Raw genomic sequence first — 14,890 nt, 5'->3', positions numbered from 1 at the left:
CCCCTCTCCCCTTTTTCCTTACGCTAGAATGCCGACGTCAGGCCAAATTCCGCCGCGCGCCGATCAAAATCGAAAATGCCCACCGTCGAACGGTTCCGCTCTATCCTGAGGCGCAGGAAAGGTGCGATGCCCTTCCACTGGATGGCGCGGAACGTTGCCGAAAGCCCGAGGCTGAACCGGTCATCCACACGCTTTCTCGGATAGAGGAACAGGCGCTCATCGGCCTCCAGGCGCGAGTAGCTTCCGTCCATCACGACCGTCGTCCTGCCCAGTTCCCTGAACACATACGCCGATGTCCCGCCGGTCCAATCTGACCAACCCGGATCGCGCGCTGAGGTGCGGCTCATCCGCAATTGCATCCCGCCGCCAAAGCGCGCGCTGAAGGCATGATCGATCCCGAGCGTGCCCGCATAAATGGTTGAATCCTGCAAGTCGTTGCGGCGATTGTCGAGGCGCGAGACAGCCGCTTCGGCACGCACCTGCGATCGCTTGCCCAAGGGGTGCTGGAAAACCGCAGTGCCCCCCCATCCTTGGCTGAACGCCGCTTGGCCGTACCCGCGCCAGGACGGGCCTCCTGAGAAAGTGATCCGGTCTGCACCGGACTGGAACTCTGGTCCGAATTGCACGGCCAGCGCATAATCGTCGAACTGTCCGGAGCGATAGAAGTCAGCGCTGCCTGATACCCGCGCGAGCAGACGGGCTCCGGCGCTAAGCGGCACGCGGAGATACCCCTGCGCGCGCGCCGCAAGCCCCAGGCCGGACTTGGCTTTGGCGTCGTCGCTTAGGGTAAAGTCGCCTATGACAGTGCCTAGCGTGTCTGCCCTTGTTGCGCGATTGATGTTGCTGTCTGGCGCAAGCGCAAGCTCCAGGCTGCCGCCAAGGGGTTTTGCCGCAGCAAGCGCCGCAGCGTAGAAACGCACGGCACGCTCGACGTCTGCCGGAAGTTGGCCACTGGCTTGGGCGGCACGCATTTCACGCTCGGCGGCGCCAAGTCGCCCCATCATCGCGTCCATCCGGGCCAGCTCAAGTCGCACCCGCGCGGCATCCGGCTTTTCGTCGAGGATGCGACGCAGTTCGACCGCAGCATCGCGCGTTCGCTTCATCTGGTCGGCAAGCATCATCGCCAGGCGAAACCTTGCTTCGCTCCGCAACTCGATATCTGGGTTGCCCGCCAAGGCGCGATAGGCCGTCTCTGCCGTGGCGTAATCGCCAGCATCGCGAGCAGAATCGGCCAATTGGAAAAGTTGCGCCGCTGTCAGCTGCAAGCTGGGCGCCGATTCGTCCTGCTTGGCATTTTCATGTGCTGTTTCAATGAGAAATCGCTGAGACTGCACTAGTTGCGCTGGAACATCCGAAATGGAGGCAGTTTGCAGTAAGAACACCGATCCGATATTGCGAACAAATCAGCAGTTATCAAGCGCGGAAAAGACGTCGTTTCAACCGAGGCCATATTCACCTGCCCCCGGGTCACCGCGAAACTATATCCAGAATCGAGATAAACGATCTTGACCTGATCCACATATGTTCCACTCATGTTCGCACTTAGGGCAAGTACTGAGGGAACATTGCAATGACGCTGGTCCAAGCCTTCGCACCAAACTTTGCTGCAACAGATTTTGACGTCCCTCCTTTCGCCGACGAGCAGGCAGCGTGGCTCAGCCCTTCCGCGCCTCTTGCCGTGTCAATCTTCGCCGATCGTAGTTATCTGCGCATGGAGATGGCCGAAGATGCATCGGCTGCAGGGTTGCGCGTCTGCGGCACGGGCGAGCTGGCGCAATTGCTCAATGCGCGTGCAGAGCAGACCTTGGGCGATCTGGTACTGGTTGATTGCCCGCTCCTCGAAGGTGCCGACATTGCAGCACTTGTCTCGCTGGATGAACGTGCTGCCCGCACAAGTAGCCAGTTGATCGTTTCGACGAGCGTGGGGGCACTGGATGATGTATTCGGTTGCCTCGATCAGTCCGGTGCGCAGATCCTCGTCAATCCATCTCGGTCGGACCGGGTCATCGCGCTCGGCCACGTCCTCGCCTCTCCTACGCTCTCGGCCAAGGGAGGCCGAGTTCGTGAGCTGTCGGATACCGATCGCATGTCCTTGCTTCGCTTGACCCAGCAGGTAAGCGAAATCGCCAATCGCCTGGAAACGCTGTCTGGCTCATCGGCGGCGACTGATCACGTCCAGGCCTCCGCCTTCGCTTTTGATGCGACCGGAGAGCGTGACTGTGCCGGCGTGCGTATCGCGCGAGGTACTCGCCCCTCGCTGCCCGACCCTCGCCTTGTCCGCAAGATCATACGCCAGCGCCAGTTGCGCGCCCGCTTCTTCGAAGGCGATCTGTTCGCTGACCCTGCATGGGACATGCTGCTCGATCTCACGGCGGCGCGGGCCGAACACAAAAGGGTTTCCGTCACATCTCTGTGCATTGCATCGGGCGTTCCGCCGACAACTGCGCTGCGGTGGATCGGCCAGTTGACCGAGGCCGAGCTTCTTTGCCGGGCGGAGGATGTTACGGATCGCCGCCGCGCGTTCATCGCCCTTTCGGACAAAGCGGCTGACGCAATGGCGCACTACTTTGCGGAAATCGAGGCGGCCGTGCCACCGCTCTGACAACCAGCAACTCAAGTTCGGCAACCGCGAGAGACAAAGCCAGCCGCTCCGCAGCCCGACAACGAGATAGAGTTATCGACGCCTGTCCAAGGTGGCGTGAGACATTTCGGTTTTCGGCGGTGGGCTTACTGCGGCGTCACGCAATTTGGCTTCGATCCGGGCGTCGGCTTCCTGCGGACTGACCGTATCCCAAAAATCGCCGTCCACGTTGTAGAGGAACGCCTTCGTCGTATGCTCGATGCGGTAGTTGTCGCCGGACTGCGGAATGATCTTCACGAAGACACCAGCATTGTCCGTAATGCGGTTTATGACTTGCGGTTCGCCTGTCAGCGCGATGATATTCTCCCCAAGGCTTTTGACAAAGGCATCAAGGCGTTCCGGAGTGTCCCGCGCAGGATCTACGGTGATGAACACGATCGGCAGGTCTTCATGCGTCCACCCCATCCGGGCTCGGATGCGCGAAAGCCGAGCAAGCATCGCCGGGCATCTGTCGGGACAGGATGCATAGCCGAAGTATGTAATGTACGGATGCCCCTTTAGGCTGGACCGCTGAAATAGTGATCCGTCCTGCGCGACGAGCCGATAGTTGCCGTCTTCAGCAACACCTGACTGTTCGTATCGCCTCTCCGGCCGCGCAGCCCACCACAGATACCCCGCCGCGCCAAGCAATAGCAGAAGCACGACAATCAGCCGCAGCTTACGCTCCATGAACGATCGCCGGAAGTCGCTCTGCATGGTCATGCCGCCGAGATAGCAGGTGAAAATCTCTTCGGAAGGATAAGTGTCGGTTTTTAGTCAGAATTAACAATCCTGTACGTCAGACTGGCCTTGCCGCGCGCAGGTATCACGACCGACCAGATCGTCCGTCCGTCCCTGCGCACAAGACGTCGCTGCGAGATACCCTCCATTCTCCCACCTGAGAAAATCCGGGCCTCGAAGCGCACAGGAACCGGCCGAGCATTGCTCACGTCCAATGCTACCGTACGCGATACGTCGTCAGAAGCGATCTGCCGGACGCTGGCCGCAATCTGCGTCGCCTCTCCAAGCACGATCTCGACGTCCTCCCCCACCGCGCGGTCTGGAAGCCCACCCTCCCCGGCCAAAAGCATTGCCCCTTGATCCGGGCCAGAGCGAACCGGTTCGAACACCGTTACCGGCCCACCCGGCAACGGCAGGCCCAACCCGTCTTCCTTGCGGTTGCGCGTGCGCAACATCTGGCGCACCTCTCCGACCCTGTCTTCGGAGACATCCGCACGATAGAGTGCCTCCATCTTCACGTCATGCTTCTGCGCCAACGCGACCTGCTTCTGCGCATTGGCCGCCACGGTAACCGGCACTGGCACCCGGTACAGCTTGAGATCGCCAAGGCCCTCCTGCTGCACGGTGACGGGCGCATTGAACGGACCCACACGCTGAGCCGTGACCACGATGTCGGCCATTTCCATCGCCGGCGCGGGCATGACCATAGGCGGAGGCGGCGGTGCAGGCGGGGGCGGTGGTGCCAGCTGCGACAGCGAACAGGTCAGTTCCAGTTCCCCGCCCGAGGGCTTTTCCCCTTGGGAGCTGTCCTCGCGGTTGACCTTGCCCGCGATCGCCGCAGTCTCCGCATCGGCAAAACTCATGGAATCGCTGCTGGCCAGGGTTACCCACGCCGAGACATCGGCCGTCTGGCCATCCGCGTTCATTCGCACGACGTAGTTGGATTGCCAATCGAAACCCCAAGCGAGGTAGGACAAGGACAGCGTTGCCTTGTGCGCCACCTGGCTATCCGTTTCGATTGAAAGCGTCGGCTTCGCAGACAGGTCCCATGGTGCTTCGGGATAGAGTATTTCGTCCTCGAGGCCGCCGCAGTTGGCAACCTCGAAGCCCGCTGCCGTCTGCACGATGGCAGCCCCATCAGGGCCAGAGCGGATCACCGCGCGCTCTTCGCGGACCGTGTCGGTCGCAAGGTCGGTTCGCCGCAAGATCACCGGCCGGCCAAACATGCGCGCATAGAGGCTGCGCGGCGAAAGCAGGTCTGCATCAAGGTTCTTCTCCCGCACGCCCGAAGGCAGTCCGGTGACGATCGCGCTTTCCGGGAACAACCCCGCCGCCACGCCTTCGAAGCGCACGGTGGCCTTGCCCGCAGGTATATCCACGGTGCGCTTCTCGGTAACGAGTGCGTAGCCTTCAAGCCAATCGAGATCCATCGCCTCGTCGCTGTCCCGGTCGGGCGCGCGATAGATGCTGACCGAGACGCTGTCGGACCCGGGCGATGTGACAAGGCCCTGTCCCAGCGCTGGTGCCGCGCTCAGCATCAGGGCCACGATGGCAAGGCGGCGCACCGGCGCGCTCAATATCGCGTGTCGAACTGCACGGTCAGCGTGGCCTCGCCATTGGCAGAGACCGGGACCTGCCACACCCGCTCGTCGGCCGAGCGCTGCTCGCCCTTGATGCTCTCGCTCGGCACGCGCGCATCATGCCACCAATTGTCGAGCCCGCCCTGTACCACTTCAACCGTCACCGGCGTGGCCCGGGCGTTGGTCACCTTGTAGGTCATTGTCGTGCGCCAGAACACCTTCTCGCTCTCCACCGTCACTTCGCTGGGGGCCTTGCCCGGCGTGGTGATGCGATAGCGCGCAGTCTTCTCCCATTCCCCGCTGTCGATCCGGTCGCGCTTTTCAAGCACCGGCTGGACCTTCACGTCGAACGCCTCGCCAGTCTTGAGGGCAAGGCTGGATCCCATCGGGGTGTGGCCGATTGCATTCTCGCCGATGAACTGCGGCTGCCCGCGCGCATCGCGCATGTAGACCCGCACCGTGCCTGCAGGCAGGGCATCGCCCAGTCCGGCTTCCCTTGATGTCGAAAAGCGCAGCACCGTATCGGCGCTCTGCGGCTCGGTCTGGCTGGAAAGCCAGCCGTTGCGGAAGTGATAAGCCTTGGTCGCGGGCGCGCCGCCGACGTCGAGGAAGCTGACTTGCTTCTGCTGCGCATTGGCCACCGTGGTTCGCCCGGCAATCGGATAGACGTAGGAGTCGCCCAGGCTCTCGCGATTTGCACTTTGCGTTCCGGGTCGGTTCCCCGGCATCATCGGACGCTGGGGCCGAAATCCGCCATTATAGCCGCCGCTGCCATCGCCGACTGCGCCCGCCACCAACAGCACCTTGGCCTTGTCAAACGTCGTGCCGCTATTGTTGGTGAGCGTGATCCAGCCCTGCACATCAATCTTGCCGGCTGCCTCATCGAACAATGCCACGTAATCGGCCTTCCAGCCGAACCCGCGCGAGAGATAGCTCAGCGAAACCGGGCGCGCGCCCGGCGCGGTCGTGTCCAGGGTTACCGACAACGTCGGGCGCGCCCGCAAGCCCGGCGGCAAGCTGGAAAACAGCACTCGCGCACCGTAATTCTGCAAGACTTCGATGTGGTTTCCCACGCGGACGATCGTTCCGCCGTTATTGGCGAGGATTGTCGCCGTCTCGCGCTTGTCGTCTGCCCCGCGCACGAGTGTCACGGTCTGTCCAACCGCTTTGTCCATCAGCTTTTCGGGCGTCAGCAGGTCGTAGTCGAAGTTCTGTTCGACAATGCTCGTGCCCCCGGCATTCAGCGTCACTGTCTCTGGTCGGATGGCTGCAGAAACATCAGGAAACTCCTGACGATGCCGCCCCGTCGGCAAAGACATCTGCCGCACGTCCTGCACCAGCGCGAGATCGTTGTTGTAGATGGTGAGCGAGACGTCGCCTTGCGCGCTTGTCGGAATGGTCTGAGCCAGAGCCACTATGGGAACAGCCGATCCCAGAAGACCAAGAACCTTGCGCATCTGCCCCTCCACCGTTCTCGAAAGGCTAACCTCTCTCCGGTGGCAGATCAACGCAGGCTGAACGACGGTTGCGATGAAACATGAGCGGCCTAAAGAGGAAAGATGGCCGAACACACATCAATGCTCCGCGATGGATTCCTTCTGCTCGGCTTCGCCTTGGCCTTCGTGTTGATCTTCCGACGCTTGGGGCTGGGGGCGACCTTGGGCTATCTCGTGGCCGGAGCTGTTGTCGGCCCGCAATTGCTGGGTCTGGTTGGCGATGCGGAAGAGAAGCTCGGCATCGCCGAACTGGGCATAACCTTGCTGTTGTTCCTGGTCGGGCTGGAATTGAACCCATCCCGGCTGTGGAAGATGAAGCGCGACATCCTCGGCCTTGGCCTGCTTCAGGTAACCGCTTGTGGGCTCGCCGTCGCAGGCATGATCCTGTTGACGACGGATTTCAGCTGGGAAGCAGCGCTGGCCCTGGGCCTGCCGCTGGCGCTCTCGTCCACGGCGCAGGTGCTGCCTATGCTGCAATCCTCGGGCCGATTGCGCACGCCGTTCGGCGAACGCGCCTTTGCGATCCTGCTCTTCCAGGATCTTTCGATCATCCCGATGATCACGATCATCACGGCAATGAGCCGCAACCCCGCCGATGCCGGGGGCCCTCCCGGGTGGCTGATGGTGCTCTACACTCTCGGCGCCATCGGGGGACTGATCGCCGCTGGCCGCTATCTGATCCGGCCGCTCTTCCGCCTGATCGGCAATCTGGGCGAGCGCGAGATGTTCGTGGTCGCTGCCTTGTTTACAGTCATGGCGTCGGCAGCCGTCATGGAACTCCTAGGTCTGTCGACTGCTTTGGGCGCATTTGTCGCAGGCGTCATGCTGGCAGACAGCCCCTATCGTCACGAACTCGAAGCCGATGTCGAGCCGTTCCGCTCGATTCTGCTCGGGCTCTTCTTCCTCGCCGTGGGCATGATGCTCAACCTTGCCGCCATCGCCGAGCGCCCCCTGTTCGTCGCGGGAATGGCCCTCGGCCTGATCGCGGTGAAGGCGGCGATCATCTTCGGCATCGGCCGCCTCTTCGGCATGCCCTGGCGCGGCGCACTCGCCCTCGGCCTGCTGCTCAGCCAAGGCGGCGAATTCGGCTTCGTGATGTTCACGCAGGCGCAAAGAGCACTGCTCATCGCTCCCGAAGCCGCCAGCCTGTTCGGAGCTGTTGTCACCCTGTCGATGGCCACGACGCCGTTTTTGATGATGGCGACAGCAGGGATCCGACGCGAAGCGGAGAATGCTTCGCACGGAGAGCGCGAAGGCCCCCAGCCCGACGGTTCGAACGCCGTGGTCGTGGGTTTTGGCCGCTTCGGGCAGGGTGTCACGCAGATGCTTCTGGCCAGCAACATCCCGGTAACAATGGTCGATACCGACATTGAGATGATCGACGTGGCAGCCACGTTCGGGGCCAAGGTCTATTTCGGCGACGGGACAAGGCTCGATCTGCTGCGTCAAGCCGGGGCAGCGGAAGCGGAGATGATCTTCTTCTGCATGGACGGCGATCAGGTCACGACTGATCTGGTCGAAGCCGTGCACGAAGCTTTCCCGCGCGCGTCAATCTACGTTCGCGCCTACGACCGGCGCGCGCTCATCCGGCTGCGCGGCACGCCAGTCAGCGCCGTCGTGCGCGAAGTGATGGAGTCCGCGGTCAAGATGGCGCGCGTCGCCCTCGCTGACGCAGGCCTCTCGGCAGAAGATATTGCGCGCGCCGAAGACATGTTCCGCGCCAATGATCGCGAACGGCTCAAACTGCAGATCGAAGCGGGCGACGTCCGTGTCGCGCGTGACCGTATCATCACGGAGCCGCAAGGGCGTCCGGCCTGACGGGCTAGGCAAGCAACTCGGCGGCTTCGTCGCGAATGCGCTGCGCCAAGGTGCGGTAATCGTCCGCACTTGCCGATTTGGCACGCCAGGCAGCAACGATGGCACGTTCGCAGCGCCAATTCTGAACCGGCAAGCGAACGACCAGAGCATCGCCCCCCACTTCCGACCGAAGGTAAAGCTCTGGCAGAATTGCCAGACCAACACCGCTGCCCACCATCTGGTGAATGCTGTCCAGGCTTGTCCCCTCGTAATCCAGCAGCATCTCGGCACCGAGTTCGGCGCAGACACGCTGGACTTGCTGGTGATAGTGGTGGCGTGGATCAAGCGTCAGGAAGCGCTCACCCTTGAGGTCCGACCGGTCAATGTGGGCAATCCCGGCGAGGTGATGGCTGCGCGATGCCACAACGCTCATGGGCTCGTCGAACAGGGGGACGACCTCCAGGTCCTCACCAATCACCGGCCCCGGCCCCACCATCAGATCTATCCGACCCGAAGCGAGATCACGGGTCTGTTCGGCCGGGATCCCTTCACGGATATAGAAGCGCAAGTCGCTCTGTTCGGCATTGAGCGCGCCGATCAGGGCAGGCAAAAGGTAAGGCCCGAGAGTGGGCGTGATCCCCAGCCGGACGATCCCGGAAGGCTGCTTGCGCGCGCGCGCCGCAACCGCGCGGATGTCGCGGATTTCCCGCAACACCCGGCGCGCTCTTTCGGATATCTCGCGACCGACCGGCGTCAATTCCACGCTTTGCGCTGCGCGATCGATCAACGCGGTGCCGAGCCGATCTTCAAGAGCACGTAACTGATGGCTGAGGGTAGGTTGCGAAATGTTGCAGGATTGTGCCGCGCGTCCGAAGTGACGCAGTTCGGCAACCGCCAGGAAATACTCAAGCTGTCTGACTGTAGGCATGACACCTCCGATAGAAGAATTCTATCGATTCGTCGCCGCTCTTTCGATTGGACGCAATGGCTTGGCCCCGGCATTGTGCAGGGGCAAGGCAAAAGAGGATGCCCCGCCGACGGTCGATCTCCCACAGTTCACGCTCGTCCCCCCTCGCTGAACTGCCCGACTGTCCCTTGATGCCTTGCCGGGGCGACGCACCGCCAGTCCGCGTCGCCCCCACGAGTTTCGCAACGGGCCTTGCGCGATCAACCCGGCGCAAGGCGCGCCACTGCCGACCTGGCCCGCCCCCGGAAGCGGCAAGCCGACGGCAGCGGAGCACTGGCGGCGCATCGTGACGACCCTGGCACGAGGCGCCGCCAGACAATTCAGGGCTATCCCGCCCAGACCGAGAGGTCACTTGCCATGCTGAAGATATTGGCCGCGATTGCCGTAACGACCGGAACGCCCCAACCGCTGGAGGCCCACCACGCCTACCGCTTGCCTGAAACCTCGTCTCCTCGCCCTGTCGCGCATGATCGGCGCTGTTCAAGCACGCGCGAGGTCACGGTCTGTGCAAAGCGAGGCGATGGCCTACGCTTGGTCATGGATGGCGTAGAGGCCGGGCCACCGCTTCACCAGGCGCAGCTGCGGATCGCACCATCGCGCTGTGCCAACCCGGTCGAGAACGGATTGCGCTGCATCCGGCCCGAAGTGTTCGCCCGCTTGAACCTCGACGACTGAGGTCACGCTCCGCGTTCCAGTGCTGCGATGATGTGCTGGGCCAACAAGTGCGCCGTATCCGAAAGGCCGGGCGCTTCGAGCAGGGCGATCTCGGTGTCGTAAAGCGGCGGCAGGCCAGCCTCCTCTCCAGCTGTCGCCAAGCCGGCAGGCACCATTTCCAGCGGCAGTACGGTGATCCCAAGTCCTGCACGCACCGCAGAAAGACTCCCCGCCAGGCTGGTCGATGTATAGGCCACGCGCCAGCCGCGCCCTATCGCGTCCAGTGCCTCGGTGGCGCGTTTGCGATAGACGCACGGCTCGGGCGAAACCACCAACGGCACCCGCTCGAAGTCTGCCGCTGATTGTCGGTCCCGCGCGACCCAGACCAGTGGCTCGCGCCACACCCGAACGCCGTCCTGCACGTCTTGCGTCGGCTGGCGCTTTACCAGGACCAGATCGAAGTGACCTGCGTGAAAGCGCTCGAGGAGATTGAGAGTCAGATCGCAAGTTACCTCAAGCTCGACCAGCGGGTGCGCCTCGGTGAATGCTGCAAGAACCGAGGGCAGATGGGCCGTTGCAAAATCCTCGGGCACGCCGACGCGGACCGACCCGGCAATGTCCGGCTCGAACATCTCGGCCAAGGTTGCATCGTTCAGCCGCAGAATTTGCCGGGCCGGGCCGATCAGCCGTTCGCCTTCGGACGTGATCGAAAGGTGTCGCGGGCTCCGCAGGAACAGCGAGCGCCCGACCTGCTCTTCAAGGCGCTTCAGTTGCAGGGATATCGCCGACTGCGTCCGGCCCAGCCTCTCACCGGCGCGGGTAAAGCTTCCCGTATCGGCAATCGTCACGAAGCAGCGCAAAAGGTCGATGTCGAGGTTCCGCAGGGCCATGACGGGATTTTATCATTGACGTTTGCAATCTTCAATATTTCATAAATTCGTTTCTAAAATCATCGACGGTGCTGCACCTGCGAAACGAAGGAGGCACACGATGAACCCGACAACCATGACTGCACCTGCCACAAAAAGGGGCTTGGCGCTTCGCCTCAAGCCGGCCGACTGGCCCGTTTTCGCCCTTGGCTCCCTGCTTGCCGCAACTATCGCCACCGGCCATGCCATGGTCACTACCCCAGGCGTCGCCCTGTCAGGACTTGGCATCCTGATCGCCGTCGTTGTCCTTGCCTTCTCCCGTCGACAACTGCGCGCAGACCGGCGCAGTGATTCCTTCACACGCCTCGCGACCAGCCTTGCCATAGCGACTGTCTTGCTGGGCCTGACCGCCGACGCCATGCTGCTCGCTGCCGCCTGGATCGTCTCGGGCCGCCTCATGGCTGGATTGATCGGCCATGTTGGCGAATGGAGCGAAGCCCGCGATGCCGCACGCCGCGCCACAATTGCCTTCACGATTGGCGACGTGGCGCTGATCGGCGCAGTGACCTTGCTCTCGATTGCCGCCGGATCGAGCGATATCGTTGCCATAAGGTCTGTTGCAGTCGGCTCCTCCTCTCTTCTGACGACCGCAGCCGCCTTTCTCCTGGTCATCGCCGCACTGGCCCGCTGTGCGATCCCGCCGTTCTCGAACTGGTTGATGCGCTCGCTGGCCGCGCCGACCCCGGTGTCCGCCCTGATGCATGCCGGTTTCGTCAATGCAGGTGGGTTTCTGCTCATCCAGTTTGCCCCCGTTCTCGAGGCATCGCCCCACGCGCGTTACGCGCTCTTTGCTACCGGCGTCGTCGCAGCATTGGTCGGCAGTGCCATCATGCTGGTGCGTGCCGACGTGAAGGGATCGCTCGCGGCATCGACCATCGCGCAGATGGGCTTCATGCTGCTCACGGTTGCGCTCGGCGCCTATGCTGCGGCTCTTTGGCACATGGTCGCTCACGGCCTGTTCAAGGCCTGGCTGTTCCTCGGCTCGGCAGGCACCATTTCCACCAGGCCGACACGTTCCAAGGGTCTGGCCCAGCCGTGGCCTGCGCTCATCGCGCTCGCAACGATCGTCGGCGCAATCTTCCTGATCGAGGCGCGCCGGGCTGATGCACTCCTGCCAGTCTGCCTCGCACTCACTGCGCTGCTCAGTGCCATGGCCGTTGCGTCACGATCTCTGCCGCGTGGACCACTGGGCGCAGTCGTGGCCCTGATGCCGGGCGCTCTGATTGCCCTCAACGCTGCGGTGCTCGTTCTGATGACCGCACTCCAGCCCGATGCCGCCCAGCCATTGCTGTCGCCTTACGGGCAGCTTGGCATCCTCTCGCTGTTTCTCACCGGATGGGTCTGGCAGCAACGCATCGTGAGCGGCGAACAGGCTCTGCCTCCCTCCCTCTTCGCTCGCCTGCTTCATGCGGGCAACGCCCTCACCACTTCCACCCCCGTCTCCACCACCGTCATTGCGAAGGACTGAAGCCATGAACATTGCTACTGCGTCACTCGCACCCGATACCGGCGTTCCAGCTAGCCTCCAGGAAGAACGGCGCGAACTGCAGGCCCTAGTAGATATTGCCGGGCAGACTGTTGCCCCGCTCTGGCCGCTGGACAGTGCCATCGCCGTCAACCCGCTGTCGGGCTTCGAAGACCTCCCGTTCGAGGACGCCCTGCCCCAGGCTGCCCAGCTCTTCGGCGCCCGCCCCTCCCTCTCGCTGGTCCAGTGGCGCGCGCTCAAGGCAGAAGGCCGCATTGCTGATATCGCTTTCCGCAAGGCCGTGGTCGCCGCGCTTGGCGGTCTGGAACCCGCATTCGCGCCGCTTGGCCCCGATCTCAACGCCTATAACCTTCTGGTGGCGCGCCTTGTCGAGCTTCCAGCGGACGACACTCCGGTTGTCCGCCGGGAACTCACCACGCCGATCGCCATACTTGCGCGGTACCTCGCGGCCTTCTTCGACCGCAACGCCACGCTCACCCTGCCCGGTCGTCAGCACGGCCTGTACAGCAGCATGAGCGCGGCGCTTCGTCATGATCCGGGCCTTGTCCGCGCTGGTGACGATACCGCCGCACACTGGCTCGCGAACGTCCCTGCCGATCCTCTCGAGATGCTGCTCTTTGCCGCGCGCCGCGATGGCGTCTCCCGTGACCGGCGCCTTGGCTGGCTGCGTGGCCTCGTCGCCACCTTGCCGGGTTGGGCCGCGCATCTGCGCTGGCGCAGCGAGCATGGCGGCCCTGCCGCCAGTGCATCTGCCCCGGCATCGATGATCGAACTGATGGCACTGGTCGCGCTCGTCGAAGGCAGCGTTCGCAGCGGTCCCCGGGCACTGGCAGAACCTTCGCGCCAACACGCCCATGTCTGCCGCACGCTGCTTGCGCATTTCGGTCTTGACCCGGAAACGCCCGCCACGTGGTCGCAGGCTGCACGTGAGAGCCTGAACCGCATCGCCGCGATGTCGCTGGCCGAACTGGGACTGATCTTCCAGCAAGCAGCAGAGGCCAGCTTCCTCGGCACGATCGCCCCCCAGCTCGAAGGCGCATCGGCAAGACAGACCGCAAATGCCAAGGCGCCGGTTGCGGAAGCCCAGGCAGTGTTCTGCATCGATGTCCGGTCCGAACCCATGCGCCGCGCGCTGGAAGCACAGGGCCGCTACGAAACGGTTGGCTATGCCGGCTTCTTCGGGCTGCCCATCGCCATCTCGCCGGCCTGTGATGCACCGGAGCGCAACCAGCTGCCGGTGCTGCTTTCGCCCTCCCACGTCGTTGCCGAACGCGCCGCGCAAGGGCAGGAGGCCGAGGCCAATGCACTGCTGGCGCGCCATGCCGCCCTCGCCGACGCCCGCGCCATTCTCGATACGACCAAGGGCGGTGCAACGGGCTTTGCGACGGCGGAGGCCGCTGGCCCGCTGGCAGCGGTCGCCCTGCTCGCGCGCACGCTTGCCCCACGCCTGACAGACGCCTTCCGCAGACGATTGGTGGGCGAACGGGGACACGTTCTCACGCCCGCCGCCTGCAACGATCATGGCCATGGCCACGGCAGCAACGCGATCCCGCTGGAACAACGCATTGCCTATGCGCGCACCATGTTCTCGCTGACCGGACTTTCGCCGGATACCGCGCGCCTCGTCGCGCTTGTCGGCCACGGCGGCTGCACCACCAACAATGCCTTCGCGGCAAGCCTCGATTGCGGCGCCTGCGGTGGCCATCCGGGTGGCCCGAACGCACGGCTCATGGCATCCATCCTCAACGACGGTCAGGTCCGCGCAGGCCTGGCCGATCAGGGCATTGCCATTCCGGATGATAGCTGGTTCATCGCCGCGCAGCACGATACCACCCGCGACGTGGTCGAAATCTTCGACCGCCAGCTCGTGCCGGGAAGCCACGTGGCCGATCTCGCCAGGTTCGAGCATGCCCTGCAAAGGGCCGGTGCGCAGTGCCGCAACGAGCGCGCCGCCCGCCTTGGCCGCTCTGCCGAAGACCTGTTGACCGGGGCCGCGCACTGGGGAGAAGTCCGCCCGGAATGGGGCCTGTCCGGCAACGCCGCCTTCATCGTCGGCCCGCGCGCGCTGACCGCGGAAATCGACCTTGGCGGCAGCGCCTTCCTTCACAGCTATGACTGGACAAGGGACAAGGATGGCAGCGCACTTGCGGGCATCATGACTGCGCCGATGATCGTCGCCCAGTGGATCAATTGCCAGTACCTGTTCTCGACCATCGACAACGAGGTGTTCGGCGCGGGCGACAAGACGACGCAGAATGTGGTCGGGGGCTTTGGCGTCGTGCAGGGCAGCGGCGGCGATCTCTGTGTCGGCCTGCCGCGGCAGTCGCTGTTCCATGATGATGGCACACCCTACCACACACCACGCCGCCTTGCGGTCATCATCGAGGCACCGCTCCAGCGAGTCCAGGACATCGTCCTGGCGCATGATGTGGTCGGCCGACTGGTTGAAAACGGCTGGATCAATCTTGTCGTCATCGATCCGTGGAAGCACAAGGCCCACCACTGGGTCCGCGGCGAATGGGCCGCCCGGCCCTGCTGATCGGACCATGTTGATCGCTCGCTGCTGAAAACTTGATGAAAACCCATGACACCGCCCGCCTCTCATCATAGGGGCGGGCGC

General features: G+C 63.5%; 11 protein-coding genes. 5 read left to right on the top strand and 6 right to left on the bottom strand.

Features of this window, described 5'->3' with window-relative positions; genetic code table 11:
• Window positions 1-23 precede the first annotated feature (23 nt).
• Complete coding sequence (locus NJ75_RS06225) at window positions 24-1,235, bottom strand: surface lipoprotein assembly modifier (RefSeq protein WP_236727077.1); 1,212 nt, start codon at window positions 1,233-1,235, stop codon at window positions 24-26.
• 335 nt (window positions 1,236-1,570) lie between these two features.
• Between NJ75_RS06225 and NJ75_RS06220 the strand changes: the two genes are divergently transcribed.
• Window positions 1,571-2,602, top strand: coding sequence for a helix-turn-helix domain-containing protein (locus tag NJ75_RS06220; protein WP_052242114.1), 1,032 nt, complete (start codon window positions 1,571-1,573; stop codon window positions 2,600-2,602).
• Between the two features lie 72 nt (window positions 2,603-2,674).
• Here the strand turns inward: NJ75_RS06220 and NJ75_RS06215 are convergent, their stop codons facing one another.
• The 3 genes from NJ75_RS06215 to NJ75_RS06205 are packed head-to-tail and all read right to left on the bottom strand — an operon-like array spanning window position 2,675 to window position 6,398.
• The gene (locus NJ75_RS06215) at window positions 2,675-3,343 is read right to left on the bottom strand and encodes an SCO family protein (protein WP_039332588.1); all 669 of its coding nucleotides are present in this window, start codon (window positions 3,341-3,343) and stop codon (window positions 2,675-2,677) included.
• Between the two features lie 50 nt (window positions 3,344-3,393).
• Window positions 3,394-4,938, bottom strand: a complete 1,545-nt coding sequence (locus NJ75_RS06210) for a DUF4139 domain-containing protein (RefSeq protein ID WP_236727076.1) — start codon at window positions 4,936-4,938, stop codon at window positions 3,394-3,396.
• The gene (locus NJ75_RS06205) at window positions 4,935-6,398 is read right to left on the bottom strand and encodes a DUF4139 domain-containing protein (protein ID WP_039332586.1); all 1,464 of its coding nucleotides are present in this window, start codon (window positions 6,396-6,398) and stop codon (window positions 4,935-4,937) included. The genes NJ75_RS06210 and NJ75_RS06205 overlap by 4 nt, the downstream gene beginning before the upstream one ends.
• Window positions 6,399-6,500: 102 nt before the next feature.
• Here NJ75_RS06205 and NJ75_RS06200 point away from each other — a divergent pair, with 102 nt between their 5' ends.
• The gene (locus NJ75_RS06200; protein ID WP_052242112.1) at window positions 6,501-8,255 is read left to right on the top strand and encodes a cation:proton antiporter domain-containing protein; all 1,755 of its coding nucleotides are present in this window, start codon (window positions 6,501-6,503) and stop codon (window positions 8,253-8,255) included.
• A 4-nt stretch (window positions 8,256-8,259) separates the two neighbouring features.
• On the opposite strand, the gene NJ75_RS06195 is transcribed toward NJ75_RS06200, so the two are convergent.
• Entirely contained in the window at window positions 8,260-9,162 is a 903-nt protein-coding gene (locus tag NJ75_RS06195) for a LysR substrate-binding domain-containing protein (protein WP_039332584.1), read from the bottom strand.
• A gap of 231 nt (window positions 9,163-9,393) precedes the next feature.
• Between NJ75_RS06195 and NJ75_RS06190 the strand changes: the two genes are divergently transcribed.
• On the top strand, window positions 9,394-9,876 hold the full coding sequence (locus tag NJ75_RS06190; protein WP_039332582.1) for a hypothetical protein: 483 nt from the start codon (window positions 9,394-9,396) through the stop codon (window positions 9,874-9,876).
• Window positions 9,877-9,878: 2 nt separating this feature from the next.
• Here the strand turns inward: NJ75_RS06190 and NJ75_RS06185 are convergent, their stop codons facing one another.
• Entirely contained in the window at window positions 9,879-10,745 is an 867-nt protein-coding gene (locus tag NJ75_RS06185) for a LysR substrate-binding domain-containing protein (protein WP_039332580.1), read from the bottom strand.
• A 100-nt stretch (window positions 10,746-10,845) separates the two neighbouring features.
• On the opposite strand from NJ75_RS06185, the gene NJ75_RS06180 reads away from it, so the two are divergent.
• Entirely contained in the window at window positions 10,846-12,252 is a 1,407-nt protein-coding gene (locus NJ75_RS06180; RefSeq protein WP_082013291.1) for a proton-conducting transporter transmembrane domain-containing protein, read from the top strand.
• A 4-nt stretch (window positions 12,253-12,256) separates the two neighbouring features.
• Complete coding sequence (locus NJ75_RS06175) at window positions 12,257-14,809, top strand: DUF2309 domain-containing protein (RefSeq protein WP_039332578.1); 2,553 nt, start codon at window positions 12,257-12,259, stop codon at window positions 14,807-14,809.
• Window positions 14,810-14,890 lie beyond the last annotated feature (81 nt).

The organism is Novosphingobium subterraneum (assembly GCF_000807925.1).
In the GTDB taxonomy this organism is placed as follows: Bacteria; Pseudomonadota; Alphaproteobacteria; order Sphingomonadales; family Sphingomonadaceae; genus Novosphingobium; species Novosphingobium subterraneum.
The sequence above is the reverse complement of the archived record's forward strand: the minus strand, read 5'-3'. Positions and strand labels throughout refer to the sequence as shown.